The organism is Methylobacterium fujisawaense (assembly GCF_039619325.1).
GTDB classification, from domain to species: domain Bacteria; phylum Pseudomonadota; class Alphaproteobacteria; order Rhizobiales; family Beijerinckiaceae; genus Methylobacterium; species Methylobacterium fujisawaense.
In genome coordinates this window covers 2,831,094-2,856,778 of the sequence record NZ_CP155000.1, presented here as the reverse complement: position 1 = coordinate 2,856,778, position 25,685 = coordinate 2,831,094, and the positions used below count along the sequence as shown (strand labels likewise).

24 protein-coding genes are annotated in these 25,685 nt (G+C 70.5%); 14 read left to right on the top strand and 10 right to left on the bottom strand.

Annotation, left to right across the window (positions count from 1 at the left end; translation table 11 throughout):
* Positions 1 to 259 precede the first annotated feature (259 nt).
* The 4 genes from mnmA to ABC766_RS13525 all read left to right on the top strand — a co-directional run bounded on the left by mnmA (position 260) and on the right by ABC766_RS13525 (position 4,582).
* Positions 260 to 1,414, top strand: coding sequence for a tRNA 2-thiouridine(34) synthase MnmA (gene mnmA / locus ABC766_RS13540; protein ID WP_345822456.1), 1,155 nt, complete (start codon positions 260 to 262; stop codon positions 1,412 to 1,414).
* Positions 1,415 to 1,439: 25 nt separating this feature from the next.
* Positions 1,440 to 2,093 (top strand): class I SAM-dependent methyltransferase, encoded by a 654-nt coding sequence (locus tag ABC766_RS13535; RefSeq protein ID WP_043357432.1) that lies wholly within the window; start codon positions 1,440 to 1,442, stop codon positions 2,091 to 2,093.
* Positions 2,090 to 2,884 (top strand): TVP38/TMEM64 family protein, encoded by a 795-nt coding sequence (locus tag ABC766_RS13530; protein WP_043357430.1) that lies wholly within the window; start codon positions 2,090 to 2,092, stop codon positions 2,882 to 2,884. The genes ABC766_RS13535 and ABC766_RS13530 overlap by 4 nt, the downstream gene beginning before the upstream one ends.
* Before the next feature lie 210 nt (positions 2,885 to 3,094).
* Entirely contained in the window at positions 3,095 to 4,582 is a 1,488-nt protein-coding gene (locus tag ABC766_RS13525; protein ID WP_053610827.1) for a sensor histidine kinase, read from the top strand.
* A gap of 107 nt (positions 4,583 to 4,689) precedes the next feature.
* Here the strand turns inward: ABC766_RS13525 and bioB are convergent, their stop codons facing one another.
* The gene (bioB, locus tag ABC766_RS13520) at positions 4,690 to 5,703 is read right to left on the bottom strand and encodes a biotin synthase BioB (RefSeq protein WP_043386070.1); all 1,014 of its coding nucleotides are present in this window, start codon (positions 5,701 to 5,703) and stop codon (positions 4,690 to 4,692) included.
* Positions 5,704 to 6,216: 513 nt separating this feature from the next.
* The gene (locus tag ABC766_RS13515; protein ID WP_043357420.1) at positions 6,217 to 7,101 is read right to left on the bottom strand and encodes a fumarylacetoacetate hydrolase family protein; all 885 of its coding nucleotides are present in this window, start codon (positions 7,099 to 7,101) and stop codon (positions 6,217 to 6,219) included.
* 413 nt (positions 7,102 to 7,514) lie between these two features.
* Here ABC766_RS13515 and ABC766_RS13510 point away from each other — a divergent pair, with 413 nt between their 5' ends.
* Positions 7,515 to 8,828: an OmpP1/FadL family transporter gene (locus tag ABC766_RS13510; RefSeq protein ID WP_345822756.1), complete on the top strand. Its 1,314-nt coding sequence runs from the start codon at positions 7,515 to 7,517 to the stop codon at positions 8,826 to 8,828.
* An 82-nt stretch (positions 8,829 to 8,910) separates the two neighbouring features.
* Here the strand turns inward: ABC766_RS13510 and ABC766_RS13505 are convergent, their stop codons facing one another.
* A complete protein-coding gene (locus ABC766_RS13505; protein ID WP_345822754.1) occupies positions 8,911 to 10,692 on the bottom strand; it encodes a class I poly(R)-hydroxyalkanoic acid synthase in 1,782 nt (593 codons plus the stop codon).
* A 216-nt stretch (positions 10,693 to 10,908) separates the two neighbouring features.
* Here ABC766_RS13505 and ABC766_RS13500 point away from each other — a divergent pair, with 216 nt between their 5' ends.
* The 4 genes from ABC766_RS13500 (at position 10,909) to ABC766_RS13485 (ending at position 13,444) form a co-directional block, all read left to right on the top strand.
* Entirely contained in the window at positions 10,909 to 11,286 is a 378-nt protein-coding gene (locus ABC766_RS13500; RefSeq protein ID WP_287089840.1) for a hypothetical protein, read from the top strand.
* A 120-nt stretch (positions 11,287 to 11,406) separates the two neighbouring features.
* A complete protein-coding gene (locus tag ABC766_RS13495; protein WP_043357422.1) occupies positions 11,407 to 12,624 on the top strand; it encodes an LL-diaminopimelate aminotransferase in 1,218 nt (405 codons plus the stop codon).
* Between the two features lie 134 nt (positions 12,625 to 12,758).
* Positions 12,759 to 12,971 (top strand): hypothetical protein, encoded by a 213-nt coding sequence (locus tag ABC766_RS13490; RefSeq protein ID WP_020090818.1) that lies wholly within the window; start codon positions 12,759 to 12,761, stop codon positions 12,969 to 12,971.
* Positions 12,972 to 13,084: 113 nt separating this feature from the next.
* The gene (locus ABC766_RS13485) at positions 13,085 to 13,444 is read left to right on the top strand and encodes a hypothetical protein (RefSeq protein ID WP_043357408.1); all 360 of its coding nucleotides are present in this window, start codon (positions 13,085 to 13,087) and stop codon (positions 13,442 to 13,444) included.
* Positions 13,445 to 13,465: 21 nt separating this feature from the next.
* Here the strand turns inward: ABC766_RS13485 and ABC766_RS13480 are convergent, their stop codons facing one another.
* The gene (locus ABC766_RS13480; protein ID WP_043385613.1) at positions 13,466 to 13,804 is read right to left on the bottom strand and encodes a DUF3140 domain-containing protein; all 339 of its coding nucleotides are present in this window, start codon (positions 13,802 to 13,804) and stop codon (positions 13,466 to 13,468) included.
* Between the two features lie 199 nt (positions 13,805 to 14,003).
* Between ABC766_RS13480 and prfB the strand changes: the two genes are divergently transcribed.
* Positions 14,004 to 15,132 (top strand): peptide chain release factor 2 gene (gene prfB, locus ABC766_RS13475; protein WP_100794053.1). Its coding sequence is split into 2 segments (ribosomal slippage): positions 14,004 to 14,072 and positions 14,074 to 15,132, totalling 1,128 coding nucleotides; the frame shifts between segments, so codons are not numbered across the junction.
* A 217-nt stretch (positions 15,133 to 15,349) separates the two neighbouring features.
* Here prfB and ggt read toward each other — a convergent pair.
* The 6 genes from ggt to ABC766_RS13445 all read right to left on the bottom strand — a co-directional run bounded on the left by ggt (position 15,350) and on the right by ABC766_RS13445 (position 22,760).
* On the bottom strand, positions 15,350 to 16,951 hold the full coding sequence (gene ggt / locus ABC766_RS13470) for a gamma-glutamyltransferase (protein WP_287090101.1): 1,602 nt from the start codon (positions 16,949 to 16,951) through the stop codon (positions 15,350 to 15,352).
* Between the two features lie 202 nt (positions 16,952 to 17,153).
* Positions 17,154 to 18,077, bottom strand: a complete 924-nt coding sequence (locus ABC766_RS13465; protein ID WP_345822455.1) for an ABC transporter ATP-binding protein — start codon at positions 18,075 to 18,077, stop codon at positions 17,154 to 17,156.
* Positions 18,074 to 19,102 (bottom strand): ABC transporter ATP-binding protein, encoded by a 1,029-nt coding sequence (locus ABC766_RS13460; RefSeq protein ID WP_342142338.1) that lies wholly within the window; start codon positions 19,100 to 19,102, stop codon positions 18,074 to 18,076. The genes ABC766_RS13465 and ABC766_RS13460 overlap by 4 nt, the downstream gene beginning before the upstream one ends.
* The gene (locus ABC766_RS13455; protein WP_342142339.1) at positions 19,099 to 20,013 is read right to left on the bottom strand and encodes an ABC transporter permease; all 915 of its coding nucleotides are present in this window, start codon (positions 20,011 to 20,013) and stop codon (positions 19,099 to 19,101) included. The genes ABC766_RS13460 and ABC766_RS13455 overlap by 4 nt, the downstream gene beginning before the upstream one ends.
* A gap of 301 nt (positions 20,014 to 20,314) precedes the next feature.
* Entirely contained in the window at positions 20,315 to 21,259 is a 945-nt protein-coding gene (locus ABC766_RS13450; RefSeq protein ID WP_043385603.1) for an ABC transporter permease, read from the bottom strand.
* Positions 21,260 to 21,272: 13 nt separating this feature from the next.
* Positions 21,273 to 22,760 (bottom strand): ABC transporter substrate-binding protein, encoded by a 1,488-nt coding sequence (locus tag ABC766_RS13445; protein WP_345822454.1) that lies wholly within the window; start codon positions 22,758 to 22,760, stop codon positions 21,273 to 21,275.
* A 393-nt stretch (positions 22,761 to 23,153) separates the two neighbouring features.
* Here ABC766_RS13445 and ABC766_RS13440 point away from each other — a divergent pair, with 393 nt between their 5' ends.
* The 4 genes from ABC766_RS13440 to ABC766_RS13425 all read left to right on the top strand — a co-directional run bounded on the left by ABC766_RS13440 (position 23,154) and on the right by ABC766_RS13425 (position 25,616).
* On the top strand, positions 23,154 to 23,693 hold the full coding sequence (locus ABC766_RS13440) for a PilZ domain-containing protein (protein WP_078947135.1): 540 nt from the start codon (positions 23,154 to 23,156) through the stop codon (positions 23,691 to 23,693).
* A 115-nt stretch (positions 23,694 to 23,808) separates the two neighbouring features.
* The gene (locus tag ABC766_RS13435) at positions 23,809 to 24,417 is read left to right on the top strand and encodes a HupE/UreJ family protein (RefSeq protein WP_182591257.1); all 609 of its coding nucleotides are present in this window, start codon (positions 23,809 to 23,811) and stop codon (positions 24,415 to 24,417) included.
* A gap of 107 nt (positions 24,418 to 24,524) precedes the next feature.
* Complete coding sequence (locus tag ABC766_RS13430; RefSeq protein ID WP_342142342.1) at positions 24,525 to 24,803, top strand: winged helix-turn-helix domain-containing protein; 279 nt, start codon at positions 24,525 to 24,527, stop codon at positions 24,801 to 24,803.
* A 123-nt stretch (positions 24,804 to 24,926) separates the two neighbouring features.
* A complete protein-coding gene (locus ABC766_RS13425; protein ID WP_345822453.1) occupies positions 24,927 to 25,616 on the top strand; it encodes a metal ABC transporter permease in 690 nt (229 codons plus the stop codon).
* The last annotated feature ends 69 nt before the right edge of the window (positions 25,617 to 25,685 follow it).

Genomic DNA, 25,685 nt, shown 5'->3' with positions numbered 1-25,685 from the left:
GATCCGCCGCACCGCTCGCCATACCGGACTCCTCTGGGCCGCCCGCAGCAAGCCGCGCGCCACCGGGGTGGCCCGCTAAGAGACTGAAAAATAGAGTGCTCTTCCGCGGCGCGCGGCGCGGCCCTGATCGAACCTGCCGCCCGATCGGCAGGATCTGCCGGGTGTCGGCGCTGGCCGCCCTGGAAAGCCGGGCGAAGTCCCGCTATAGACGGCCCGTGCAGCCAGGAAGCTTCCGGGCCGGCGGCTGCGGACCCTCGCGATGAACGCCCTCGATCTTCCCAAAGCCCCCCACGAGACGCGCGTCGTCGTCGCCATGTCGGGCGGCGTCGATTCTTCCGTGGTCGCTGGCCTGCTGAAGCGGCAGGGCTTCGACGTGGTCGGCGTGACGCTCCAGCTCTACGACCACGGCGCGGCGAGCCACCGCAAGGGCGCCTGCTGCGCCGGCCAGGACATCAACGACGCACGGGCGGCGGCGGAGCATCTCGGCATCCCGCATTACGTCCTCGACTACGAGGACCGCTTCCGCGACGCGGTCATCGAAAAGTTCGCCGAGAGCTACCTCGCGGGCGAGACGCCGATCCCCTGCGTCGAGTGCAACCGCACGGTGAAGTTCCGCGATCTGCTGGGCCTCGCCCGGGACCTGAACGCCGATGCGCTGGCCACCGGCCATTACGTGGCGAGCCGGGCGCTGTCGGGCGGCGGCCGGGCGCTCCACCGCGCCCTCGATCCGGCCCGGGACCAGAGCTACTTCCTCTACGCCACCACGGCGGAGCAGCTGGCATTCCTGCGCTTTCCCCTGGGCGAGATGGAGAAGACCGAGACCCGCGCGCTCGCGAAGGATCTCGGCCTGTCGCTCGCCGAGAAGCCGGACAGCCAGGACATCTGCTTCGTGCCGCAGGGCCGCTACAGCGACGTGATCGCCCGCCTGCGCCCCGATGCGGCGCGGCCCGGCGAGATCGTCGACCTCGCCGGCCACGTCCTCGGCCGGCACGACGGCATCGTCCACTACACGGTGGGGCAGCGGAAGGGCCTCGGCCTGTCCGGGCCGGAACCGCTCTACGTGGTGCGCCTGGAGCCGGATGCGGCCCGGGTGGTGGTCGGACCGCGCGCAGCCCTGGCCACGACCCGGATCCGCCTCTCGGACCTGAACTGGCTCGGCGAGGGCCCGGCCGAGGCCGTGCGCGACCTGCCGGTGGCTGTGCGGGTGCGCTCGACCCGGCCGCCGCGCCCGGCGACACTCACGGTCGGGCCGGACGGCACGGCCGAGATCGTTCTCACCGAGCCCGAGGACGGCGTGTCGCCGGGCCAGGCCTGCGCGATCTACGCGGATGACGGGCCCCGGGCCCGGGTCCTGGGCGGCGGCACCATCCGGCGTGTCGACGCGTTGTCGGCCCGGCCCCGCGAGGCCGCCTGATCTCAACCTCTGGAACCTTCGAACGATGCTGAGCGAGCCGCAGATGGCCGGGCCGAGCACGGCCCTGATGCGCAAGGCCTATGCCCGCTGGGCCCCCGTCTATGACGTGGTCTACGACAAGCTCACCGAGCCCGCGGCCCGCGCCGCCGTCGAGGCGGCGGCCGAGCACGGGCCGCGGATCCTGGAGGCCGGCGTCGGAACCGGGCTGGCGCTGGGCTACTATCCGACATCGAGCTTCGTCTGCGGCGTCGACCTCTCCGAGGACATGCTCAAGCGCGCCCGTGCCAAGGTCCGGCGCCGGAACCTGTCCCACGTGAAGGGGCTGCAGGTGATGGATGTCTGCCACCTGGGCTATGCCGATGCGAGCTTCGACGCGGTAGTGGCGCAGTTCCTCATCACCCTGGTGCCGGATCCCGAGGCCGCGATGTCCGAGTTCCTGCGGGTGGTGCGGCCGGGCGGCGGCATCGTGCTCGCCAACCATTTCGGCCAGAGCGACGGCCCGGTCGCCCGGGTCGAGGAGATCGTGGCCCCGCTCTGCACCAAGATCGGCTGGTCGTCGGACTTCAAGGCGACGCGGATCGAGGCCTGGGCCCGGCGCAACGGCGTCGAGGTCCTGGGATTGAAGCCGACCTTCCCGGGCGGGTTCTTCAAGATCCTGCGGATGCGCAAGCCCGGGTGATCGAGACCGGGAACGCGCCCGTCGGCGAAGAGCGGCGTGACGGACGCTGGAAGCGGCTGCGGCGCTGGCTCCCGCTGGTGCTGCTCCTGACGGTGTCGGCAATCGTCGTGGTCTCCGGTGCCGCCCAGCTCCTGAGCCTCGACCGACTCCTCGCCTCGCGGATCTGGCTGCGCGGCTTCGTCGAGGCCGGCTATCTCCGCGCCTTGGTCGCGGCCTACTGCCTCTATGTCGGGGCCGTGGTCGTGTCGGTGCCGGCCACGCTGATCCTGACGATGGTCTGCGGCTTCCTGTTCGGCATCGTGCCGGGCGCGCTCACCGCGGTCTGCGCGGCCACCACGGGGGCCGCCCTCGTGTTCGCCATCGGCCGGGGGCCGGGGGCCGACCTGCTCCGGCGGATCGGCGGCACGCGCCTCGCCGGGCTGGCCGAAGGCTTCCGGCGCGATGCCTTCGGCTATATCGCGGTCCTGCGCCTCCTCCCCCTGTTCCCGTTCTGGGTGACCAACCTCGCCCCCGCCGCCTTCGGGGTGAAGATGCGGGTCTTCGTCCTCGCGACCTTCCTGGGGCTGCTGCCCGGCGCCGTCGTGTACGCCACCACGGGAGCGGGCATCGAGGACGTCGTCGCCGCCCACGAAGCCGCCAAGGCGGCCTGCCTGGCGGCGGGGGCGGGCGGCTGCGACGACGCCCTGAGCCTGCGGGCCCTCGTCACGCCCAAGATGGTGGCGGGCCTCGCGATGCTGGCCGTCTTCGCCCTGGTCAGCGTGCTGCTGAGCCGGCGCGCCAGACGCGGCTGAGAGCGACGCCCGGGATACGCAATCCTCCGCCGGCTGTGTTTTTCCGTGTCTGAGGGCACATGCAACCGCCTGCGGGTGGATATCGTATAGTGCTCACTGCCGAGAGCCTGTATTGCCGCCTGCGAATCTGTGGCTTGCGAACATGTATCCCGCGAAGGCCGGACCCGGCTCGAGCTTTCTCAATCCGTCCTCCGCCGATCCGAATCCGCGATGCCCGCGCGGAGCGTGACCGGCGTGTCCGTCGAGTCCGATGAGGCCGCGGCACCGGCGATGCCGGCGTCCGCTCCGAGCCGCGATCTGCCGGAGCGGCGCACGGCCCGCCTCGGCCTGTCGGGGCGGCTGTTCCTCGTCACCGTCGCGTTCGTGGTGGTGGCCGAGGTGCTGACCTATGTGCCGGCGGTGGCCAATTACCGGGTCGAGTGGATGTCGGACCGCCTGGCGGCCGCGCAGGTCGCCGCCCTGGTCCTCGACGGCCGGACCGGGGAACCGGTCTCCGAGGCGCTGGAGAGCCGGCTCCTGGCCGGGGTGAATGCCCGGGCGATCGCGGTTCGCGGCGGTGGCGCCCAGCGCCTGCTCGCCATCGAGCCCATGCCCGAGCAGGTCGCCGACATCGTCGATCTGCGCGACGTCACAGCGCTGTCGGCGATCCGGGGGGCGTGGCGCACCCTGGTGGCGCCGGTCCGCGAGCCGATCCGCGTGATCGGGGAGGGGGGGATCGGCTTCGACCGGGTCGAGATCCTCCTCGACGAGGCGCCGCTGCGCACCGCCATGATCGACTATGCCCTGCGCCTGCTGGTCTCCTCGCTGATCATCGCGGCCGCCGCGGCGGGCCTCGTCTTCGTGGTGCTGCAGGTGCTCATCGTGCGGCCGGTCCGGCGGCTCGCCACGAGTATCACGGTCTTCGCGGATGATCCGGAGGATGCGGGGCGGATCATCGCCCCGTCCCGCCGCAGCGACGAGATCGGCCAGGCCGAGCGGGCGCTCGGGCGGATGCAGCGCAGCCTCGCCGACCAGCTCCGCCAGAAGCGGCGGCTCGCCGAACTCGGGCTCGCCGTCAGCAAGATCAGCCACGAGCTGCGCAACCTGCTGACCGGCGCGCAGCTTCTCGGCGATCGCCTGGAGGGTACCGAGGATCCGACCGTTCAGCGTGTGGCCCCGCGCCTCGTGGGGACGCTGGCCCGGGCGATCCGCTTCTGCGAGGCGACGCTCGCCTACGGGCGCGTCTCCGAGCGGACGCCGCTCCTGGCCAGCACGCCGCTGGCGCCCATCTTCGCGGAGCTTCCGGATCTCGCCGCGCTGGCGGCGCATCCGGTCTCCGTGCAAGTCGCGGCGGCCGACCTGAGCGTGCAGGCCGATCCGGAGCAACTGGCGCGGGCGCTGGCCAACCTCGTCCGCAACGCCGTGCAGGCGCTCGACGGGGCCGCCGTGCCGGAGGCTGCGGTCCGCGTCGTGGCCTCCCGCGCGGCGCCGGGCCGGATCACGATCCTGGTCGCCGACAACGGCCCCGGCCTGCCGGCGCGCGCCCGGGAGAACCTGTTCGCACCGTTCCAGGGCTCCATGCGCTCCGGCGGCACGGGGCTCGGCCTGCCGATCGCCGCCGAGTTGATCGGGATCAACGGCGGCACGCTCACCCTCGATGCCTCCGAGGCCGAGGGGCTGAGCGGCGCGCGCTTCCGGATCGTCCTGCCGGAGGGCTGACGCGATCGGCCGTGGGCGGCGGCCGTCACCACCCCATCAGCGCGCGCGGCAAGGTCCCAGCGGCAAGGTCCAAGCGGCAAGGCGCGAACGGAAAGGCGCCCGCGGGCCTATTCCGCCGCGGCCCGGACCGGTTCGCCGACCCGGATGCCGAGATCGGCCAGCAGGGCCGCGTCGTCGTCCTGCCCGTTATTGGCGGTGGTCAGCAGCCGCTCGCCGTAGAAGATCGAGTTGGCGCCCGCGAGGAAGCACAGCACCTGCGCCTCACGGGTGAGGCTCTTGCGGCCGGCGCTGAGACGGACCCGGGATCGCGGCATCACGATCCGCGCCGTGGCGCACATGCGCACGAGATCGAACGGATCGACCGCCGGCTGGTCCTCCAGCGGAGTACCGGGCACCGCCACCAGGGCGTTGATCGGCACGCTCTCGGGATGGGGGGCGTGGTTGGACAGCACCTGGAGCATCGCGGCGCGGTCGGTGACGCCCTCGCCCATCCCGACGATGCCGCCGCAGCACACGCCGATCCCGGCCTCGCGGACATTCGCGAGGGTCTGCAGGCGCTCGTCGTAGGTCCGGGTGGAGATGATGTCCTCGTAGAAATCCGGGCCGGTGTCGAGGTTGTGGTTGTAGGAGGTCAGCCCGGCCTCGGCGAGCCGTCCGGCCTGGGAGGGCGTGAGCATGCCGAGCGTCACGCAGGCTTCCATGCCGAGGCCGCGCACGCCACGCACCATGGCGAGAACCGCGTCGAACTCGGGCCCGTCCTTGGGCTGGCGCCACGCGGCGCCCATGCAGAAGCGTTGGGCCCCCGCGGCCTTGGCGGCGGCGGCCTCGGCCAGCACGGTCTCCACCGGCATCAGCCGCTCGCGGGCGACGCCTGCGCCCTTGTGGTGGGCCGATTGCGGGCAATAGGCGCAATCCTCCGGGCAGCCGCCGGTCTTGATGGACAGGAGCGACGCCCGCTGGATGTCGGCCGGGTCATTGTGCCGGCGGTGGACCTGCGCCGCCCGGAACACGAGGTCCATCAGCGGCAGGTCGTGGATCGCGCGGATCTCCGCGACGCTCCAGTCGTGGCGGATGTCGCCGAGGTCGGGCTGCGGGGAACCGGGAAGGGAAGTCGCGCTCATCCGGTGTTTGAGCCGGATCGGCGGCCAGAAATCAAGCGGGCCGGGCGCCCGAACTCCCCGCGGACGGATCGGTCTGGACGATGAGGCCGTGCCAACCGAGGCCGCGCGACGTCTCGCGGCCCGGTATCCGGGGAAGGGCCGTGCCCGTGCCGGTCCCGCACGACGCCGCTCGTGAGACCGTCCGGCTGGCAGGACGCCCGCCCGGTCAGGGATCCAGTCTGATCGGAGGCCCCAAGGATCCGGCCGCCGGCCCCGACCAGGCGTGCGCGGCGATTGGGCTGCGCCGCGATCCGCCGAATCCGGTCGGGCTCGTCCCGCACCGCCTGCTTGACGGTGTCGGCCCGGATCTCGATCGCCTTGCGCGTCGGCGGCTCGGGTTCCGATCCTGCGCGCGGGCCTGCGGACAATCCGATGTCGCAGTCTTGTCCGGCCGAAGCGCGGGACGATCACCGATACCGGTGTCTTTTCCTGGAACCGGCACCGCCGCCCGGGTGCGGGCGGCGGTGCGCCCAGTCAGTCCGTCGGCTCGCCGGCGGAGACCTTGGCGGTCCAGTCGTCGAAAGCGATGACCTGCTGGCGCTGCTCGCCGAGCCGGTCGATCCGCAGGACCATCTCGTCCCCGGCCTTGAGGTAGCGCGGCGGCTTCATGCCGAGCCCGACGCCCGGCGGGGTGCCGGTGGTGATCACGTCGCCCGGCTCCAGCAGCATGAAGTGCGACGTGTAGGCGACGAGCTGGGGCACGTCGAAGATCATCGTGGCGGTGGAGCCGGTCTGACGGCGCTCGCCGTTCACGTCGAGGCTCATGGCGAGGTTCTTCAGGTCGGGAATCTCGTCCAGCGTCACCAGCCAGGGGCCCAGCGGCCCGAAGGTCGGTGCGCTCTTGCCCTTGGTCCAGGTCGGACCGCGGTTCATCTGCCATTCGCGCTCGGAGACGTCGTTGCAGATGCAGGCCCCCGCCACGTAGCTCAGCGCCTCGTTGGCGTGGACGTAGCTGGCGCGCCGCCCGATCACCACGGCGAGTTCGACCTCCCAGTCGGTGCTGTGCGACCCCTTGGGGATGATCACCGTGTCGTTCGGCCCGCACAGGCTGGACGGCGCCTTGTTGAAGATGATCGGCTCGGCCGGGATCGGCGAGCCGGTCTCGGCGGCGTGGTCGGCGAAGTTCAGGCCGATGGCCACGACGTTGCGGGTGCCGCCCACGCAGGGGCCGAGGCGCACGTCCGGCGGCAGCTTCGGCAGGGTCTCGGGATCGAGGGCGCGCAGGCGCGCCAGCGAATCGGGCGACAGCGCCGGCCCGGCGATGTCCCGCACGATGCCCGACAGGTCGCGCAGGCCGCCTTTCGCATCCACGAGGCCGGGCTTCTCGTCGCCGCTCGGGCCGTGCCGGAAGAGCTTCATGGCCGCACTCCTCATCCTTCCCTGTGCCGGTCTGCGCCGGACGCCGGGACCATGGCCGGGCCTCGACCCGGGTGCAAGGCCGGCGGTCCGCACGCAGCGCCCCGCCGGGTGTCGCAGCCAAGCAACAGGCCTGCAAAAAAGTTCATGGTCTGATGATGGTGGATCTATTGTTCAGGGCGCGGCACAAGAGGAAAAGTTGGGTGCGTAATTATCGAAAACAGGTCTTCGCCGGGCATCGGCCCCGATGGGACAATGCATCCTGATGTCTCTACGGATCTTCTTTTCGCCTCCTGAGGCCGTCCTGGTCATTGCGGTTCAGTCCCCGCAAGCGGCACCATGCCCGAAAGGGTGCCACCTGATGAAGCTCTAACAATCCTCGGCGCCCGCCAGAACGACAACGCTTGGGGGACGAGATGGGCGGGACGGTGCGCGCTGCAATGCTGGCGGCGACGGCAATGATCCTCGGTGCCGGGCAGGTTCAGGCTGGGGCGTTCGGTCTGCGGGAGCAGAGCACGCAGGCGCAGGGGCTGGCGTTTGCGGGCGCGGCCTCGGGATCGGGCGGCGTGTCGTCGATGTTCTGGAACCCCGCGACCATCACGATGAACCCGGGCTTCGTCGCGGAGCAGAACTTCACCTATATCGGCCTGTCCTCCGAGATCCGCCCGGCGCCGGGCACCAATCCGGGCTTCGCGCGGCTGGGCGGCTCGGGCGAGCTCGGTCAGGGCGCCCTCGTGCCGGCGGGCGCGACCTCGTACCAGCTGAACGACCGCCTGTGGCTCGGCCTCTCGACCGGCGCGCCCTTCGGGCTCGTGACCAAGCCGAACCAGGTCTGGGCCGGGGAGGTCTACGGACGCTCGTCGCGGATCTTCTCCCTGGCGATCAACCCGGTGATCGGCGTCAAGGTCAACGAATGGCTGTCGATCGCGGCCGGGCCGAACATCGAGTATTTCCGCCTGACCCTGCGGCAGGCGCTGCCGGTCCCGGGCCTCCTGCCGACCGCCTATCCGAGTTCCTTCCTCAAGGGGGAATCCTGGGGGGTGGGCTTCACCGCGGGCGCCACGCTGACGCCCCGCGACGGGACCGTGCTGGGCATCGGCTACCGCTCCTCGGTGCACCACGACATCGACGGCTCGATCGGCGTGCCGCTGCTCGCCCTGGCCCCGCTCGCCGGCCAGGTCCGGGCGAGGCTGAACACCCCCGACAAGCTGAGCGTCGGCCTGACCCAGGCGGTCTCGCCGGTGGCGCGGGTGAACCTCGGCTTCGAGTGGGACAACTGGTCGAGGCTCGGGACCATCGGCATCGTGTCGAAGACCCTCGGCCTGCCGGTGAACACCCTGCCGCTCAACTACAAGGACGGGTTCACCTACGCGATCGGCGCCGAGTACGACGCCTCGCCGAACCTGACGCTGCGCACGGGCTTCGCCTACGAGACCTCGCCGATCGACTTCCGCAACCGTTCGGTGCGGCTGCCGGACGGGGACCGCTACATCGCCTCGGTGGGCGCCAGCTACCGCTGGAGCCGGCAGCTGACGCTGAACCTCGCCTATTCGCACTTCTTCCTGGACCGGTCGCGGGTCCTGGCGGGCCTCGGCCGCGACTACAACGTCGGCAACATCGCCTTCGCGGGGGTGGTGGATTCCAGCGCCGACATCGTCTCGGTGGGCTTCCGCTACGTGTTCGGCGCGCCGCCCGCCCCCGCCCCCGCGCCCCTCGTGCGGAAATGGTGATGCGCCTGCGCGGGGCGCCCGGTTCCCCCGGGCGATCCGCGACGGGTGGTGCGCCGCTCCGGTTCGCCGCGCATGGCGCGCCTCAGGCCCGCATGCGCACGTAGGTCCCCGGCGCCGGGCCGAGGGATTGGAGCGCATCCCCGCCGGGTTTCCGCGCCGGCACCCGCTCCGGCGCCTGCGCCTCGATCCACTGGAACCAATACGGCCACCACGAACCCTTGGTCTCGACCGCGGCGCTGATCCAGTCCTCCAGCGTCCCCTTGACCGGGCCGCCGGTCCAGTAGCCGTATTTCGGCTTGGACGGGGGGTTGATCACGCCGGCGATATGGCCCGATCCCGCCAGCACGAAATCGACCTTGCCGCCGAACACCTTCGAGCCCTCGAAGACCGAGAGGGCCGGCGCGATGTGATCCTCCCGGGTTGCGAGGTTGAAGATCGGGACCTGCACCTTCTTGAGGTCGAGGCGGACGTTGCCGAGCACCATCCGTCCCTGCGCCAGCGTGTTGTCGAGGTAGCAGTTGCGCAGATAGAAGGAATGATTGGCCGCTGGCATCCGCGTGGCGTCGGAATTCCAGTACAGCAGGTCGAAAGCCGAGGGCGATTTGCCCTTGATGTAGTTGTTGACGATGTAGGGCCAGATCAGATCGTTCGGCCGGAGCATGTTGAAGGCGTTCGCCATCCGGGCGCCCTCCAGGTAGCCCTGCTCGGCCATCCGGGCCTCGACCTGCCGGATCTGCTCCTCGTCGGCGAAGACCTTCAGGTCGCCGGCATGGGTGAAGTCGACCTGCGTGGTGAGCAGCGTCGCGCTCTTGATCCGCCGGTTTCCGGTGGCGGCCTGCATGGCCAGCGTCACGGCGAGCAGCGTCCCGCCGACGCAGTAGCCGGCCGCCGTGACCTCGGTCTCCCCGGTGGCGACCCCGATCGCGTCGATGGCCGCCTCGATCCCCTCGCGCATGTAGGACTCGAAGTCCTTGTCGGCATGCCGGGAATCCGGATTCACCCACGAGATGCAGAAGACCGTCAGGCCCTGGTCGACCATCCACTTCAGGAAGCTCTTCTGGGGATTGAGGTCGAGGATGTAGAACTTGTTGATCCAAGGCGGAACCATCAGGAACGGGCGCCGCAGCACGGTCTCGGTGGCGGGCGCGTACTGGATCAGCTCGATCAGATCGTTGCGGAACACCACCTCGCCGGGGGTGACCGCCATGTTGCGCCCGACCTCGAACCCGCTCGGGTCGGTCTGGCGCACGCGCAGATGTCCGCCGCCCGCCTGCAGATCCTCCTCGTACATCTTCAGGCCGCGGACGAGGTTGGCGCCGTTCTCCTGGAGGGTATGGCGGATCAGCTCCGGGTTGGTCGGCAGGAAGTTCGACGGCGAGAGCATGCTGGTGAGCTGGCGCAGGTAGAATTGCGCCTTATGGCGCGTGTGCGCATCAAGCCCCTCGGCCTCGTCCACGAGGCTTTCGGCCCAGCGGGCGGCGAGCAGGTAGGCCTGCTTGATGAAGTCGAAATACGGGTTGGTCGACCACTCGGCATGGGCGAAGCGCGCGTCCCGGGGCTCCGGAAGAACCACCGGGTCGGCGGGCTGGCCCTGCAGGCGCAGGTAGGTCGAGCCCCAGAGCGACAGGAAGGCCTGCGACAGGCGGGCCTGGGCCTCGGCGCTCCGCTTCGGGTCGGCGAGCCAGGTCTCGGCCACCTGCCCGAGGACCTTGGCGGCCTCGTTCATCTCGCTTCCGGGGGCGCCTCCCTGTCCCTCGGGCCCGAGGACGCGGGCGATATTGCGCCCCATCGCCTCGACGAACTGTCCGGCATTGCGGGACAGCGCCTCGAAATCCGGCATCGGAGCAGCCATGCCGTCCGGCATCGCGCCGTTCGAGACCGACTTCGGAGGGGCGGTCCGATCCGGCGCCTGCGGACTCGTCAAACGTGCCTCCCTGTGTTTCGTCTGTCGACCCGATCGCGCGGGCCTCGTTTCCGACAAAATAAGGAGCGAGCCAGAGCTTTCGCCACCCCGGTTGCGGACGTCGCCGAAACATCCGGCCGTTCTTTTCAAACCCATGTGACGATGGATCGTGCCATTTTGAACTCTGTCGTCCGCATGTCCCGCAGCGTGCCGCTGATCCGCACGGCCGGCCTCGGGCTGCTGGTCAGCCTGCTCGGGGCCTGCTCGGGCGACGTCGTCCGCTCGCTGGCCTCCGATGCAGGCTACGGGCCGCGGACCGTCGCCGCGCCGGATTTCGTCGCGGAATCCCGCAGCAAGGCGCAGCCCGACTTCATGCCGGTGGGCGTCGACGCGCCGAAGCGCCCGGTCCGGGCCAAGTCGGTCACCGGCCAGAAGGCCCTGGAGGCGGAGCTGGAGAGCGCCCGCGGCCGCAACGAGGTCCGCGGCCGGGCGGCGGCGAGCGCCGGGCAGGGCGCCGCGGCCACCATCAAGCCGGCCCCGGCGCCGCCGCAATAGCACCGATTTGAGCACCGATTTGTGGGTCGGCGGCGGCCCGCAACTCTGCTAGAGCATGGGGTTCGCGCGACCGGCCCAGACGAAAGACGCCAGATTCGGGACGCGCCGATGGACACGCCCATGACCGACTTCCACCGCATCAAGCGACTGCCGCCCTACGTCTTCGAGCAGGTCAACCGGATCAAGGCCGCCGCCCGCGCGCAGGGCGCCGACATCATCGATCTCGGGATGGGCAATCCCGACCTCGACGCCCCCAAGCACGTGATCGCCAAGCTGTGCGAGACGGCCGGGCGGCCCCGCACCGACCGCTACTCGGCCTCGAAGGGCATCGCGGGCCTGCGCAAGGCCCAGGCCGGTTACTACCAGCGCCGGTTTGGCGTGACCCTCAACCCCGACACGCAGGTGGTGGCGACGCTGGGCTCCAAGGAGGGCTTCGCCAACATGGCTCAGGCGATCACCGCCCCGGGCGACGTCGTGCTGGTGCCGAACCCGAGCTACCCGATCCACGCCTTCGGCTTCCTGATGGCGGGCGGCGTCATCCGCTCCGTGCCGGCCGAGCCGACCCCGGCGATGTTCCCGGCCCTCGAGCGGGCCATGCGCCACTCGATCCCGAAGCCGGTCGCCCTGGTCGTCTGCTACCCGTCGAACCCGACCGCCTACGTGGCGAGCCTCGACTTCTACCGGGATCTCGTGGCCTTCGCGAAGCAGCACGAGCTGATCCTGCTGTCGGACCTCGCCTACGCGGAGGTCTATTTCGACGACAACCCGCCGCCCTCGGTCCTGCAGGTGCCCGGCGCCATCGACTGCACGGTGGAGTTCACCTCGCTGTCGAAGACCTACTCGATGGCCGGCTGGCGCATGGGCTTCGCGGTGGGCAACGAGCGCCTGCTCGCGGCGCTCACCCGGGTGAAGTCCTACCTCGATTACGGCGCCTTCACGCCGATCCAGGTCGCCGCGACCGCCGCCCTCAACGGGCCGGACGACTGCATCCACGAGATGCGCAGCATCTACAGGAAGCGCCGGGACGCACTGGTGGAATCCTTCGGCAAGGCCGGCTGGACCATCCCGTCGCCCGCCTCCTCGATGTTCGCGTGGGTTCCGATCCCGGAGCGCTACCGGGAGATGGGCAGCCTCGAATTCTCCAAGCTGCTGCTGGAGAAGTCGGATGTCGCGGTGGCGCCCGGCATCGGATTCGGCGAATTCGGCGACGAGTATGTCCGCATCGCGCTGGTCGAGAACGAGCAGCGCATCCGGCAGGCCGCGCGCAACATCCGCCGGTTCTTCGACGGCACCGACAAGACCCTGCACAACGTCGTGCCGATGGTCCGGGCCGGCTAGCCGACCCCGCGCGGATTGTTGCCGCGGGGCGACAGGCTCCGCCAAAGGCGCCGACGCCCCGCGCCGGCGCTTGTCAGGACGGATCGCGATGGCCAGGGTCAGGTGCGGGGGTCCTCCCGCGTCCCGAGTGTCGCATGCGCCGCCTGAACCTGATCGCCGCCCTGCTGCTCGCCGCCGCGGCCTCGGCCTGTGCGCCGAACCCGATCATCGCCCGGGATCCGATCCCCGCGCCCGGCCCGGCGGACGTGTATGCGTGCGACTCGAAGCCGTTGCCGGTCAACGCCTTCACGACGGATTGCCGGCCCGTGCCGGCGAGCCCGCAGGTGGTCCTGCGCGCCCGCGGCTGATCCGCGCCGGCATTTCGGTAACCGGTCGATTCGGATGGGCCGGACAAGCCGCCCGCGATCAGCTAGACTGTAGGCCAGAAGCCGGCCCGGCCGGCCCCCTGACGGAGCATCGCGTGAGCACCAAGACCCTGATCGCCGCCGGACTGCTCGCCCTCCTGGCGGGGCAGGGCGCCTCGGCCTCCGACGCCGCCTACCCGCCCGCGCCTTACCAGCCCCGCGCCTTCGTGTTCACCGCGCCGAACGGGCCCACCGTTCTCGAGACCGAGGGGTGCTGCCAGGTGGTGGTGCCGCCGGGCCGTCCCGATCTCGCGCAGCCCGCGGTCCCGGTCGCCGAGGTGATGAACGGCGGCGGTTTCGGCTATACGGGCTTCGACTATTACAACGACCAGATCACCGAGGGCCGGTTCGGCGCGCGCAAGCGGCCGAAGGAGTACGTGATCGCTCCGTCCTACATCGTGCCGCCGCGCTACTGAGCCGCCGGGCGTTCCGGAGCCTCAATCCTTGTGCGGATCGTGGCCCCAATTCATCAGCGACAACCGCCACGGTGAGTCGGGGTCCTTCCGGGCCTCTCCGCCCTGCTTGAGATGGCGGTGGACGTAGCCCACCACCTTGCGCATGGCGGCGTAATCGTCGTCCGTCAGGTCGGCCTTCTTCGTATCCTTGATCGCCAGGATGCGCCGGCCCATCGCGTGGCCGGTGGACTCGCCGCCGCCCTTCTTCTGGCCGACCTCCTTGCTGGCCTCGCTGTCGAGGTGCTTCTTAAGCGCCGCGGGCGTCATGTTGACGGCCTCGTTGAAGTCCGCCCACGTCGCCGCGTGGTCGTCGTCCGCCATCCGCTTGCCTCCTGGGCCCTGTCGTTCGTGCCCGACAACGCGCCCGAGGCTTGCCGGCTCGCCTCCTTCCCTGCGGTCGGGCGCCGCACGGGCGGCATGCGACGCGACGCGGAAGCGTTTACAGGCCGGGTCCCGGGGGCTATCACCCCGACCCGACGAGCCTCCATTCTTTCCCCAAACCCCATTCCCGAAAAACCAGATGCGCGCCGAGATCGAGCAAGCCTCGGATGCCGCCAAGCAGTCTATAGGGCTGCTGAGGAGGCATCTTTGACTGGGATACAGTCGATAAACGCCTCGCGGAGCTGAACGCGGCTTCCGAGAACCCCGACCTCTGGAACGATGCCGAGGCCGCCCAGAAGGTCATGCGCGAGCGCCAGCAGCTCGACGAGGCCGTCACGGCGATCAAGAAGCTCGAGCGCGATCTCGAGGACGGCGCCACGCTGATCGAGCTCGGCGAGATGGAGGGTGACGAATCCTCGATCCGCGAGGGCGAGGCGGCGATCCTGGCCGTCGAGAAGGAGGCCGCGAGCCGGCAGGTCGAGACCCTGCTGTCCGGCGAGGCCGACGGGTTCGACACCTATCTCGAGGTCCATGCCGGGGCCGGCGGCACCGAGAGCCAGGACTGGGCCAACATGCTCCAGCGCATGTATGCCCGCTGGGCCGAACGCCGGAAGTACAAGGTCGAGGTCGTCGAGATGACCGACGGCGAAGAGGCTGGGATCAAGGGCGCCACGCTCCTGATCAAGGGCCACAACGCCTATGGCTGGCTCAAGACCGAGTCCGGCGTGCACCGTCTGGTGCGGATCTCGCCCTACGATTCCAGCGCCCGGCGGCACACCAGCTTCGCCAGCGTCTGGGTCTATCCGGTGATCGACGACCGGATCGAGATCGAGATCAAGGAATCCGACTGCCGGATCGACACCTATCGGTCGTCGGGCGCCGGTGGCCAGCACGTGAACACCACCGACTCGGCGGTGCGCATCACCCACAACCCCACCGGGATCGTGGTGGCGTGCCAGCAGGAGCGCTCGCAGCACAAGAACCGGGCGACCGCCTGGAACATGCTGCGCGCCCGCCTCTACGAGGCGGAGCTGAAGAAGCGCGAGGAGAAGGCCAACGCCGAGGCCGCGTCCAAGACCGATATCGGCTGGGGTCACCAGATCCGGTCCTACGTGCTGCAGCCGTACCAGCTGGTGAAGGACCTGCGCACCGGCACCCAGTCCACCGATCCGGACGAGGTGCTCGACGGCGATCTCGACCCGTTCATGGAGGCCTCGCTCGCCCAGCGGGTCTACGGCGGCGGCGAGGCGGTCGAGGATATCGACTGATCCCGACCTCCGGGGATCCGAACGACTGTCGTTCCGGTCCCCGGGGCGTCCAATCCGATCACCTCATCCTGAGGTGCCGGAGCGTAGCGGAGGCCTCGAAGGAGGTCTCCGGATACCGTTGCGATTGCTGGAGCTCTCCTTCGAGGCCCGCTGACGCGGGCACCTCAGGATGAGGGCGGTGGGGGGAAGGCCTTGAGCATCCCACCGGCCACGCCCCTCAGTACCCCAGCGCCGCCCCGTCCTTGCGCGGGTCCGAGCCGGCCGCCAGCGTGCCGGCCTTGCGGTCGATCCAGATGATCTGGCCGCCGCCGAGCGGCAGCGGCGCGCGGATCGCCGGGTGGCCGCGCTCGATCAGCCCCGCCATCACCGCGTCGGAGATCCCGCCCTCGACCTCCAGGCTGCCGCCATAGGCGAAGCTGCGCGGGGCATCGAGCGCCTCCTGCACGTCGAGGCCCCGGTCGATGAGGCCGGAGAGCAGCTCGACATGGCCCATGGCCTGATAGTGGCCGCCCATGACGCCGAACGGCGCGACCGCCTGGCCGTCCTTCATCAGCATGCCGGGGATGATCGTGTGCATCGGCCGCTTGCCGGGCCCGACGCTGTTCGGGTGGCCGCCCTCCGTGCGGAACGACAGGCCGCGATTGTGCAGCAGGACGCCGCTCTCGGGTGCCAGGATGCCGGAGCCGAAGCCCTGGAAGATCGAATTGATCAGCGACAGGGCGTTGCCGTCCCGATCGACCACGCAGAGATAGACCGTGTCCTTGTGGGCGCGGCCCTCGGCGATCTCCTGCCTGATCTCGGGATAGATCTCCGGCTCGCGGGCTCGGCCCATGTCGATCGCCCCGTGGGCGGCGGCCTTCCAGGCGTCGGAGAGGAGGTGCTCGATCGGCACCTGGGCGAGGGCGGCGTCGCCGAACAGGACGTCGCGGTGATGATAGCCCTGCTTGCAGGTCTCGGCGAAGAGATGCAGCCGGTCGAGGTCCGAGAGGGCGCCGACGTCGTAATGCGTGAGCACGTTGAGCATCATCAGCGCCGCCAGGCCTTGGCCTGCGGGCGGGCACTCGTAGACGTCGTAGCCCCGGTAGCGGGTTGAGACGGGTGTCACCATGTCGGGCCGGGCAGCGGCGAAGTCGTCCAGGGTGTGCAGGCCGCCGAGCGCGTTGAGCCGGCTCACCATGTCTTCGGCCACCGGCCCCGTGTAGAAGCTGCGCGCGCCCTCCTGGGCGATGCGCCGGAGCGTCGCCGCGAGCTTCGGCAGGCGCAGGACGCTGCCGATGGCCGGCACCTGCCCGCCGGGCAGGTAGGTCTCGGCGGCATGCGGATCGGCGGCGACGCGCTCCGCACCCCGCTGCCAGTCCCAGCCGACCCGTTGCTGGATCACGAACCCGTCCTCCGCGTAGCGGATCGCCGGCTGGAGGAGCTCACCCAGCGAGCGGGTGCCGTGCTCGCGGACGAGCAGGTCCCAGGCTGCGACGGCACCCGGCACCGTGACGGCGTGCGGCGAGGTCGGCGTGATGGCGACGCCGTGCTCGGCGTACCAGTCGGGCGTGGCGGCGGCCGGGGCGCGGCCCGAACCGTCCAGGGCGAGGGGCTTGGTGGCGCCGGCGGGGGCGTAGAGGGCGAAGCAGTCGCCGCCGATGCCGGTCATCAGCGGGTCGACCACGCATTGCACGGCGACCGCCGCGATGCCGGCATCCACGGCGTTGCCGCCCGCGCGCAGCACCTCGATGGCGGCGAGAGTCGAGAGCGGGTGCGAGGTCGCGACGGCGGCGTTGGCGGCATAGACCGGGGAGCGGCCGGGGGCGGAGAAGTCTCTCACGGGATGTCCTGCTGTATGGATCGTCTCGACGAGACGACGCTGCTTGATCCAAAAATCGGCCTCATCCTGAGGTGCCGGAGCGCAGCGGAGGCCTCGAAGGAGGGCTCCAGGGATCGCGCGGCTCGCTGGAGCCCTCCTTCGAGGCTCGCTGCGCTCGCACCTCAGGATGAGGGAGGAGGGTGGGAAAGAGAAAGTGGGCTTGTCACGCGCCCTGACCCTCGGGCATCGCCACCCAATGCCCCGGCGCCACTTCAACGAGCGGCCCGTCCGGCGGCTGGTCGTGGCCGGCGATGTCCCGCGCGGCGAGCCGGGCGCGCTCCTCGGCCGGGTGCGGCACCGGCACGGCCGCGAGCAGGCGGCGTGTGTAGGGATGGCGCGGATCCTCGTAGAGGGTGTCGGCCTCGGCCATCTCGACGATCCGCCCGCGCCAGAGCACCGCGACCCGGTGGCAGAGGTAGCGGACCATCCGCAGGTCGTGGGAGATGAACAGGTAGGACAACCCCATCTCGTCCTGCAGGTCCTGGAGCAGGTTCACCACCTGCGCCTGGATCGAGACGTCGAGCGCCGCGATCGGCTCGTCGGCGACGATGAAGCTGGGCTTCAGGGCGATCGCCCGGGCGATGCAGATGCGCTGGCGCTGGCCGCCCGAGAACTGGTGCGGGTAGCGCCCCATGAACCGCGGATCGAGCCCGACCCGCTGGAACAGCGCCGCGACGGCCTCGCGCCGCTCCGGGCTCCGCATGTCCCGCCGGTGCAGCTTGAAGGCTTCGGCGACATAGTCTCCGGCGGTCATGCGCGGGTTGAGGGCCGCGTAGGGGTCCTGGAACACGGTCTGCATCCGGGCGCGCATCCTCCGCATCGCCCCCGCCGAGAGCTTGGCGAGGTCGGTGCCCTCGAAGGCGATCGTGCCGGATGTCGGCGGGTTGAGCATCGTCACGGCCCGGCCGATCGTGGACTTCCCGGAGCCGGATTCGCCGACGAGCCCCAGGGTCTCGCCGGGACGGATGTCGAAGCTCACCCCCTCCACGGCGCGGAACACCGCGGCCTTGCCGCCCCACCACGAGCGCAGGGGATAGTGCTTGGACAGGTCCCGCACCGAGACGACCGGATAGTCCTGCGGGCTCATCGCGCGGCCTCCCGGCTCAGAAGCTGCGGCAGGTCGTACCAGGCGGCGACGAGGTGGCCGGGGGCGGCGCCGGGCGCCTGCGCCAGGGGCGGCATCTCGGTCCGGCACCGGGGCGTCGCGTAGGCGTTGCGCGGCGCGAAGGGATCGCCCTGCGGCAGATGGCGCATGTCCGGGGGCGCCCCCTCGATCTGGTGCAGGCGACGGCGCCCGGCCCGGCCGCCGGAGAGGTCCGGCAGGGAGCGCAGAAGCCCCAGCGTGTAGGCGTTGCGGGGATCCGAAAAGATGTCGTCCACCGGGCCGCGCTCCAGGATCCGGCCGGCATACATCACCTGCACGGTGTCGCTGATGCCGGCCACCACGCCGAGGTCGTGGGTGATCCAGATGATCGCCATGCCGAGCTCGCGCTTCAGCTCCTGCACCAGGCCCACGATCTCGGCCTGGACGGTGACGTCGAGGGCGGTGGTCGCCTCGTCGGCGATCAGCAGCTTCGGGCGACAGCTCAGGCCGATGGCGATCATCACCCGCTGGCGCTGGCCGCCGGAGAACTCGTGCGGGTACTGGTCGAGGCGCGCTCCCGCGTTCGGGATGCGGACGAGGTCGAGCAGTTCCTTCGCCCGGACGCGGGCGGCGCGGGCGTCGAGGCCCAGATGGATGCGCAGGGGCTCGATGATCTGCGCCGCTACGGTCATGCCGGGGTTGAGCGAACTCATCGGGTCCTGGAACACGAAGCCGATCGCGCCGCCCCGAACCTTTCGGAGGTCCCGCTCCTTCAGGGCGAGGAGATCGCGCCCCTCGAACAGCACCTGCCCGCCGGTGATGCGGCCGGGCGGGCGCGGGATCAGGCCCAGCATGGCGAGCACGTGCACGCTCTTGCCGGAACCCGACTCGCCGACGATCCCCAGGGTCTCGCCCTCGTGCAGGGTGTAGGAGACGCCGTTGACGGCGTGGACCGCGCCGCCGTCGGTGTCGAAGGCGACCGCGAGGTCGCGGACGTCGAGGAGAGGCTTGGTCATGGGCGCCGTCATGTGCGCTGCCTCGGGTCGAGGGCGTCCCGCAGGCCGTCGCCGAACAGGTTGAAGGCGAGGACGGCGAGGAAGATCGACAGGCCGGGCCAGATCGCCATCCAGGGCGCCTCGTCCATGAAGTTCTTGGCGGTGTTGAGCATCGCCCCCCAGGAGGGTTCCGGCGGCTGCTGGCCGAGACCCAGGAACGACAGGCTCGCCTCCGCGATGATGGCGGCCGCGATGGTCAGCGTCGCCTGGACGAGGATCGCCGGCACGATGTTGGGCAGGATGTGGACCCGGGCGATCCGCCAGGGCGGGTTGCCCATGGCCCGGGCCGCCTCCACGAACTCCTCCGCCGCCACCGCGCGCACCTGCGCCCGGGTCAGCCGGATGAAGGTCGAGGTCGCCGAGAGGCCGATGGCGATCATCGCGTTGACGAGGCTGGGGCCCAGGAAGGCCGCGAGCGCGATCGCCAGGATCAGGAAGGGAATTGCCAGGAGCGCGTCGGTAAGGCGCGAGATCGCCCCGTCGATCCAGCCGCCCGCGTAGCCGGCGAGCAGTCCCAGCGGCAGGCCGAGGGACACCGCCAGCGCCACCGACACGAGGCCGGCGCCGAGGGAGGCGCGGGCGCCGAAGATGATCCGCGAGAGGACGTCGCGGCCGACCTCGTCGCCGCCGAACGGGTGCGCGAGGCTCGGCGCGCCGCGGACGTTGCCCCAGTCGGTGGCGGTGGGATCGTAGGGGGCGATCCAGGGGGCGAAGACCGCCATGAGGATCAGCAGGCCGACGATGACGAGGCCCGCGACGGCGCTCTTGCGCGCGCGCAGGCGCCGCCAGAAGGCCGCGAGGGTGCCGGGTTCCTGGATGAGGGCCGGCGTGCCCGCGGGGGCCGCGAGGCCGGTGGCTTCGGCGATGGGGGTGCCGGTGCTCATCGGGGGCTCGCGGGGTTGGCAGCGATGCGTACGATCCGCGCACACTGCTTTTCAGCGCAGCCCATGATGGTTTCAGGCCGGCCAGTGCGAGATGCGACGCGCTCCCTCTCCCGTGCAGGAGAGGGTTGGGGTGGGGGATCAGGTCTTTCCGGAGAGTTCTCCTCCCTCACCCGGCTTTCTGCGAAAGCAGACCTCTCCCGCTCGGGAGAGGGGACCCGCGCTTCACTCTGTGCACTCAATTGTAACTCCCGAAGTCGCAGCTCTGAAGACTGCGAGAGCGAGGCGCGGGCAATCATTGCGCTCATGCCCGCCTCAGCTTCGGGTTCACGGCGGCCGAGAGCAGGTCGGCGGCGAGGTTGAGGGCGATGTAGGTGGCGGCCGTGCAGATCACGACGCCCTGCACCGTGGCGAAATCCCGGTTGAACACCGCATCGACCATCAGCTTGCCGAAGCCTGGCACGGAAAACACCTGCTCGGTGAGCACCGCCCCCGACAGGAGCTGCCCGAATTCCAGCGCCCCCAGGGTGATGATCGGGATCGCGGCGTTCGGCAGCGCGTGCCGCAGGGTGACCCGCAGGGGCGAGACGCCCTTGGCGCGGGCCGTGCGGACGTAGTCGGAGCCGAGCACGCCCAGCATCGCCGCGCGGGTGTGGCGCATCATCACCGCCGCGATGGCGTTGCCGAGCACGAAGGCCGGCATCACCATGGCGGCGAGGTTGTCCGACAGGCTCTCGAACGGCGAGACGTAGCCCGAGGCCGGCAGCCAGCCGAGTTCCACCGAGAACAGCAGGATCAGCAGGATCCCGAGCCAGAAGTTCGGCACCGAGAGGCCCCACAGGGCGATCCCGTTGGCGATCGTATCGGCGGCCTGCCCGCGCTTCACCGCCGAGAGCACGCCCATCGGTACGCCGATGGCCAGCGCCACCAGCATGGCGAGACAGGCGAGTTCGAGGGTGACCGGCAGCTTCTCGACGATCAGCTCGGAGACCGGCTTCTGCAGCCGGATCGACTCGCCGAGATCGCCCCGCAGCACGCCGCCGGCCCAGTAGGCGTAGCGTACCGGCAAGGGCTCATCGAGGTGGTACTTCTCGCGGATGAAGGCGATCACCTGCGGGTCGCGCTCCTCGCCGGTCAGCGCGGTGGCGACGTCCCCCGGCAGCAATTGCTGCAGGGCGAAGATGATCATCGAGGCCAGGATCAGGGTCGGGATCGCCAGGGCGAGGCGTCGGGCCAGAAATCGAAGCATCAGAGCCGCAGCATCAGTTGAACTTCAGTCCGGTGAAGCGCACGAGCCCGTCCGGATAGGGCACGAAGCCCGAGAGCTTCTGGCTGTAGGCCCAGAGCAGCTTGCGGTGCAGAATGTAGATGCCGGGCCGGTCCTTCAGCACCTGATCGGCCAGGGCCTTCCAGGCGGCCTTGCGCTTGGCCGGATCGATGGTGCCGCGCTCGGCCTGGAGGGCCGCGTCGGCCTCCGGGCTGCAGTATTTGGGATAGTTCAGCGCCGCCTTGCAGGCGAGGAAGCTGTAGGTGTTCCCGTCCGGGTCGGATCGGCCGCTCCAGGAATAGAGCTGCGCCTCGTAATTGCCCTTGTCGGCGGCATCGAGCGCCGTGGTGAAGTCCACGGCCTGGATCTTCACGTCGAACCCGGCTTCCTTGGTCATCGCCTGGATCACTTGGCCCACCTGGGGCGACTCGCTGTTGGCGTAGACGGTGAGCGTGATCTGCGGGTTCGGCTTGCCGGCCTCGGCGAGCAGGGCCTTGGCCTTGGCCACGTCCCGCTTCGGGATCGGGTATTCGGCGACGTAGTTCGGGTTCTTCGGGTTGACCCACTGGTTCCCGGCCAGGAACTCGCCGTTGTAGACGACCTGATTGATGGCGTTTCTGTCGATGGCGGCCTCGAAGGCGGCGCGAACCTTCGGGTCGGCCACCGGCGAGCCGGCCTTGTTGGGATTGAACAGGATCTCCTGGAAGCCGAGTTCGGTGGTGGACTCGAGCTTCAGCTTGGCGTCGCGCTTCACCTGCGCAACGTCGGTGGGGGCGAGCCGCTCCAGCAGGTCGAGTTGCCCGGCCCGCAGATTGGTGAGCCGGACCGTGGCGTCTGGGATCGGCCGGAACTCGATCCGCTGGATGTGGATCGCGTCCTTGTTCCAGTAGTCGGGGAAGCGTTCGACCACGATCCGGTCCTGCGGCACCCGCTCGACGAACTTGTACGGCCCGGCGCAAACCGGCGCGGAGGCGAACTTGTCACCCAGCCGCTCGGCGGCCTTCGGCGAGACCATCATGCCGGCCCGGTCGGTGAACTGCGCGAGCAGCGGCGCGAAGGGCTGCTTCAGGTTGATGCGGACGGTGAGGTCGTCGACCACGTCCACCGAGTCGATCGGCGCGATCTCCGACCGGCGCTGCGAGCCCGGCATCGTCCTATGCCGCTCGATGGAGTTTTTGGCCGCGGCCGCGTCGAGCTTCTCGCCGTCGTGGAACAGCACGCCCGGACGCAGGTGCAGGGTCAGCGCCTTCTCGTCCGGCGACAGCTCCCAGGAAGTGGCGAGCTGCGGCACCGGCTTCAGGTCCGGGCCGATATCCACGAGCTTGTCGCACAGGGCGGCGAAGACCATCCGGCTCGCAAAGGTACGGGCGAGCGTCGGATCCAGGGCGTCCGGATCCTCCATCATGCCGTAGCGCAGGGTCTGCGCGGCGGCCGGCCCGGCGAGGGTGAAACCGGCGAGGAGGCAGGCGGCGAGACGCAACATGAGACCAGTCCGGATGCAGGCGGAGAGGGCGGCACGGATCGGCCGCAGCCGATCCGGGAGACGGGCGACACTGTCGCGCAGCCTCCTGGCATGCACAATCCCAGGCAGCATCCATGCCATGCGACCAATCTGCATCTTGTATTCGGTTTCCCTCGCCAATCCGGCCCGGGTCTCCCGGCTCGGGCCGGCGCCGCATCCGGTCGGCGCCCCCCGAAGGCCCGGCGCCGACCGCGTCCGCGATGCGAAGGTCCGGCTCGAGTGGGATTGTACAGGGCCTGAGATAAGTCCAATTTTATAGATTGCCTGAACAACCTGGAAAAATTTTGGGCCGCAAAAGACAGCCTGTGTATTCCTATTGACGATGCAGGTGTGATGGTCCGGCGGCACGTCGTCATGTTGCCTGCGTTGTGCTGGAACCAGCGCCGTCGCGACTTCTACGCCGTGACCGCCGACGTCTCGACGGAGGGGATCCGCTTCCGCTCCTCCTCGCTGTTGGCGATCGGCGAGGACCTGACCTGCAGCATCCGCCATGTCGGGACGCTGGAAGCGCGCATCGCCCAAGTGGCCGGTCAGGAATTCGTCGCCTGCGTCCGGGGTGGCCGCGCGATCCTCGCCGACCTCGCCCGACAGTTCGTGACGCTGGCGCGCGCCCAGGACCTGCAGCCGGAGCCGATCCGGGCCCACAAGCGGATCGTGCCGAAGCAGAAGATCGTCCAGGTCACGACGGCCTCCGGCCAGGCCTTCCTGGGGCATGTGCTCAACGTTTCAGCCTCCGGGGTGGCGCTGCTCGTCGACCACGAACTGGAGATCGGCGCGACCATCCAGGTGGGGCACAAGGCTGCGACGGTGATGCGCCACTTCGCGCACGGCGTCGGGGTCGCCTTCACGGAGCCGTTCGAGCCGGCTGCGGTCCACGAGGCGATGTCGTTCTGACGCGCCGACCCGGGGCGGGCCGATCCGGGGAGGCGCCCCGCGGCGATGGCCGCCGGCCCCTCGCAGCCGCGGTGGAACGGCGCTACATCTTCGCAGATCCAGCGAAGGATTTCCGATGAAGCGTCTGCTCTCTTCCCGACCCGCCGCGTCCCTGGCGCTCCTGCCGGCCGCGCTCATCCTGCTGCCCCAGGCGGCGCTCGCCCATCCGGGCCACGGAGCCGCGACGGGCGCGGAGGCAGGCTTCCTCCACCCGCTGATGGGCGCCGACCATGTGCTCGCGATGGTGGCGGTCGGCCTCCTCGCCAGCCTGCGCGGCGGACGCGCACTCTGGGCGCTGCCCCTGTCCTTCCTGGCGCTGATGAGCGTGGGGGCCGGCCTGGGCATGGCCGGTTTCGCGCTGCCCCATGTCGAGGTCGGGATCGCGCTCTCCATCGTCGTGTTCGGCCTTGCCGCCATCATCGGCCTGCGCGCGCCGGTCGCCCTCCTGGCCGGCTTGGTCGGCGTCTTCGCGGTGTTCCACGGCTACGCCCACGGGACCGAGATGCCGGAGACCGCCACAGGCCTGACCTTCGGACTCGGCTTCCTGGCGGCCACCGCGCTCCTGCACGCGGCCGGGATCGGCCTCGGCGTCGCGGCGGCCCGGATCGGGGCGACGCGGGCGGCGCCGACCCTCGGTGCCGGCCTTGCCGCGGCCGGTCTCGCCCTTCTGGTGCTGCCCGCCTGAGTGCGGCGGCCGATAGGGTCCCGGGGCGAGCCTCCGCCGAAGGCGAAGGGCCGCGCCTGAGCATTCGCATCGATCTCGGGCCGGGGCACCGCCTCGGTCCCGGCAAGGTGCGGCTTCTGGAAATGATCGCCGAGCACGGTTCCATCGCGGCGGCCGGCCGCGCGCTCGGGATGTCGTACCGGCGGGCGTGGATGCTGGTCGAGGCGATGAACACCGGTTTCGGCCGGCCCGTGGTCGAGGCGCAGACCGGCGGGCGGGCCGGAGGGGGCGCCCGCCTCTCGGACTTCGGAACCGATGTGGTCCGCCGGTACCGGGCCGTGGAGGCGGCCGCGGAGGCGGCGGCCGCCCCGTTCCTGGGGCGGCTCGGGCAGGTCGGGGACACGTAACCGCCCCGGGCCCGGGCGCGATATCCGGGGTGCGATGTCACAGGCCCCCCGGGCTGACCTTGCTCCAAGCCGCCCCACGTCCCGCCGGTCGCATCGATCCCGGCGGCAGGAAAAGGACCCGACATGACAAAGTTACCGACGCTCGTCCTGGCGAGCCTGCTGGCCGTCGTCACCGGCGCGCAGGCGGCCCCGAAGATCGAGCGCCTGCGCGGCACTGTCGAAGCGGTCTCCGGCGATGGCTTCACCGTGAAGACCCTGGACGGCGCGTCGGAACCCGTGGTGCTCGCCCCCGACGCGAAGGTCTCCTGGGTCGTCCCGTCGAGCCTGGACGCGATCAAGGACGGCGTCTTCATCGGCACGGCCACCAAGGGCGAGCCCCCGGTGGCCCTCGAGGTCGTCCTGTTCCCCGAGGCGATGCGCGGCACCGGCGAGGGGCATTACGACTGGGACATGATTCCCGACCGCACGGCGGCCGGGGCGCCGGTGAAGAGCGCCATGACGAACGGCACCGTGAAGGCGGACGTGCACGCGACCGCGCCGGACGCGCCCCGCGTGAAGAGCGCGATGACCAATGGGACGGTCAAGGCGAGCAGCGGCAGCGCGGAGCGGACCCTCACGGTCGATTACGGCCAGGGCCAGTCCCTGCAGATCCTCGTGCCGCCGCAGGCGCCGGTCGTCAGCTTCGAGCCTGCCACCGCGTCGGCCGTCGCACCCGGCGCCAAGGTCTTCGTGATCGTTGCGCGCGGGGATGACGGCCGCGTCACCGCCCGGCGGGTCGCCGTCGGCAAGGACGGCCTGACGCCGCCCATGTGAGGGAAATCCGCCGGCGCCCCGTCGCCGGCGAATCGCGAGACGCTGACGCGCCGCCCGGCCCGGGATCCG

What these genes read in the sequence shown, in the direction of transcription:
- mnmA (WP_345822456.1), top strand. Translation starts at nt 260, where the DNA reads ATGAACGCCCTCGATCTTCCCAAAGCCCCCCACGAGACGCGCGTCGTC.
- ABC766_RS13535 (WP_043357432.1), top strand. Translation starts at nt 1,440, where the DNA reads ATGCTGAGCGAGCCGCAGATGGCCGGGCCGAGCACGGCCCTGATGCGC.
- ABC766_RS13525 (WP_053610827.1), top strand. Translation starts at nt 3,095, where the DNA reads ATGCCCGCGCGGAGCGTGACCGGCGTGTCCGTCGAGTCCGATGAGGCC.
- bioB (WP_043386070.1), bottom strand. Translation starts at nt 5,703, where the DNA reads ATGAGCGCGACTTCCCTTCCCGGTTCCCCGCAGCCCGACCTCGGCGAC.
- ABC766_RS13515 (WP_043357420.1), bottom strand. Translation starts at nt 7,101, where the DNA reads ATGAAGCTCTTCCGGCACGGCCCGAGCGGCGACGAGAAGCCCGGCCTC.
- ABC766_RS13510 (WP_345822756.1), top strand. Translation starts at nt 7,515, where the DNA reads ATGGGCGGGACGGTGCGCGCTGCAATGCTGGCGGCGACGGCAATGATC.
- ABC766_RS13505 (WP_345822754.1), bottom strand. Translation starts at nt 10,692, where the DNA reads ATGCCGGACGGCATGGCTGCTCCGATGCCGGATTTCGAGGCGCTGTCC.
- ABC766_RS13495 (WP_043357422.1), top strand. Translation starts at nt 11,407, where the DNA reads ATGACCGACTTCCACCGCATCAAGCGACTGCCGCCCTACGTCTTCGAG.
- ABC766_RS13490 (WP_020090818.1), top strand. Translation starts at nt 12,759, where the DNA reads ATGCGCCGCCTGAACCTGATCGCCGCCCTGCTGCTCGCCGCCGCGGCC.
- ABC766_RS13480 (WP_043385613.1), bottom strand. Translation starts at nt 13,804, where the DNA reads ATGGCGGACGACGACCACGCGGCGACGTGGGCGGACTTCAACGAGGCC.
- ABC766_RS13465 (WP_345822455.1), bottom strand. Translation starts at nt 18,077, where the DNA reads ATGAGCCCGCAGGACTATCCGGTCGTCTCGGTGCGGGACCTGTCCAAG.
- ABC766_RS13460 (WP_342142338.1), bottom strand. Translation starts at nt 19,102, where the DNA reads ATGACGGCGCCCATGACCAAGCCTCTCCTCGACGTCCGCGACCTCGCG.
- ABC766_RS13455 (WP_342142339.1), bottom strand. Translation starts at nt 20,013, where the DNA reads ATGAGCACCGGCACCCCCATCGCCGAAGCCACCGGCCTCGCGGCCCCC.
- ABC766_RS13450 (WP_043385603.1), bottom strand. Translation starts at nt 21,259, where the DNA reads ATGCTTCGATTTCTGGCCCGACGCCTCGCCCTGGCGATCCCGACCCTG.
- ABC766_RS13445 (WP_345822454.1), bottom strand. Translation starts at nt 22,760, where the DNA reads ATGTTGCGTCTCGCCGCCTGCCTCCTCGCCGGTTTCACCCTCGCCGGG.
- ABC766_RS13440 (WP_078947135.1), top strand. Translation starts at nt 23,154, where the DNA reads ATGTTGCCTGCGTTGTGCTGGAACCAGCGCCGTCGCGACTTCTACGCC.
- ABC766_RS13435 (WP_182591257.1), top strand. Translation starts at nt 23,809, where the DNA reads ATGAAGCGTCTGCTCTCTTCCCGACCCGCCGCGTCCCTGGCGCTCCTG.
- ABC766_RS13425 (WP_345822453.1), top strand. Translation starts at nt 24,927, where the DNA reads ATGACAAAGTTACCGACGCTCGTCCTGGCGAGCCTGCTGGCCGTCGTC.